General features: G+C 61.1%; 3 protein-coding genes. All 3 read right to left on the bottom strand.

Going from position 1 to position 1,759, the window contains the following annotated elements; genetic code table 11:
* Nucleotides 1-237, bottom strand: a 237-nt coding sequence (locus ABIB54_RS17795) for an IS3 family transposase (RefSeq protein ID WP_354576868.1), incomplete at its 3' end; no start/stop codon positions are given.
* Between the two features lie 108 nt (nucleotides 238-345).
* Nucleotides 346-660 (bottom strand): transposase, encoded by a 315-nt coding sequence (locus ABIB54_RS17790; protein ID WP_354576867.1) that lies wholly within the window; start codon nucleotides 658-660, stop codon nucleotides 346-348.
* Between the two features lie 330 nt (nucleotides 661-990).
* Nucleotides 991-1,515, bottom strand: a complete 525-nt coding sequence (locus ABIB54_RS17785; RefSeq protein WP_354576866.1) for a GNAT family N-acetyltransferase — start codon at nucleotides 1,513-1,515, stop codon at nucleotides 991-993.
* Nucleotides 1,516-1,759 lie beyond the last annotated feature (244 nt).

Below are 1,759 nucleotides of genomic sequence, written 5' to 3'. Positions count from 1 at the left end.
CGTTCTGAGCAGATCGAGCTTCGTCGTGAAGACCCGCTTCGACTTGCGCACCCCGCGAACACCGGCCTCCCGCATGAGGCGCTCGGTCTGATCGCGGCCGATCGCCCAGCCTTGCCGCAGCATCAGCGCGTGCATCTCCCGGCGCCCATAGACGCCGTAGTTCTCCGCATGCAGGCGCGCAACCTCCGGCACGAGCAAGTCATCGCGCAGCTGCCGCGCGGACGGCGCCCTGCCCACCGCGGAGCGATAGCCGCGCGAGGTCAGGAATCCTCTCACTGCCGGCCGCAAGACCTGGCAGATGAGCTCAACCGGCGAAACGATCCCGGTGCTCAGTGATGAACCGGATCATCTCGTCGAGGGGTGGTCGAGCTCCTTCGCGAAAAAGATGCTCGCAGCCCTGAGTATCTCGTTCGCCTTCCGCAACCCCGAGACCTTTTTCTGCAGCTGCTTGATCTCCGCAGCCGCCTCAGTCGTGACCCCAGGTTTCACGCCAGCATCGACTTCATAACGCCGCTCCCATAGCCGCAGCGTTTCCGGACTCATTCCCAGCATCCCGGCAACGTGACGGATCGCGCTCATCGTCGTCGGGTGGTCGGGCCGGGACTCCGCGAGCGTCCTGAGCGCCCGCTCACGCATCTCCGGGGAATATCTTCTGTTCATCGTGTTCCATCCTTACTAGAAGAACGGAACGAAAGTCAGGCCGATTCAAGGTACTTCTGACCGATGACGAACCGGGCCAGCGCGCATTCTACGAATCCCTGGGTTTCGTCGAAGGAAGTGACTTCAGCCCGGCTCCCTTGCGCACTTTCGTTCAAATCGGGTGCTAAGAGCAAAATCGTTCGTCTTTAATATGGGGACGGTCAGCGGACCGCATTTCGGAGTGTTCGCGGAGTCGAGTTGGGAGGTCGTTTTCACTGGCCGAGGGCGCCCGTAGGGGAACCTTCTGTGACTCGGCCACCGTGATCCGATCCTTAACTGGCGGTGGCGTCCTCAGTCGAGGTCACTCAAGCGCTGGAACATTAGGTGGTCCTGCCACACACCCGCGATCTTTAGGTATCCCGGTGCGAGCCCGTACTGTTCGAATCCCGTCCTGGCGAGAACGCTCTGAGAAGCAGTGTTGCCGAGTAAGGTTTCGGCCTGCACGCGATGGAGCCCAAGCTCCGAAAAAGCGATTGCAAGTGCCGCCCGCATGGCATCCGTCGCCAAACCTTTCCCAGTCTGGTTCTTCCCCATCCAGTACCCCACGCTGCACGACTGGAACGGACCACGAACGATGCCGCTAAGCGTGAGGCGGCCAGCAACTTGACCGTCGTCGTTCAGCACGACCAGGGGCATCGCTTCGCCGCGCCCGTGACGAGCGAGCGCAGCCTCGATGTCGGCCCGCTGACCCTGGATGGTGAAGTAGCCCTCTTCGCGGACAGGAACCCACGGTGCCAAGAAGTTACGATTGCGTATTTGCAGCTCCGCCAGCACATCAGCGTCGCGCAGCGTGATGAGTCGTATGCGAGTAGCCATCGCTTTGATTGTCTCAGATCAAGTCCTAGCCACTAAACCAGCACGCCAGAACGGGACGGCCAGCGGGCGGCATTTCAGTCGTTCGGGAAAGTATGATCAGGGCTTGATTTCGACCTTGCTCAGGTGCCCGCAGGGGAACGCTCTACGGGCGCCCGGCGATTCTTCGTCAGGAACGCCGAAGCTGGACCTTCCTACGCGCGAATTGCAAGGAGAAATGCAAGGGTCCGGATCACCAATTCTCCGA

It is taken from the genome of Frigoribacterium sp. UYMn621 (assembly GCF_040549525.1).
GTDB lineage: Bacteria > Actinomycetota > Actinomycetes > Actinomycetales > Microbacteriaceae > Lacisediminihabitans.
This window is presented reverse-complemented; position numbering and strand designations above follow the sequence as displayed.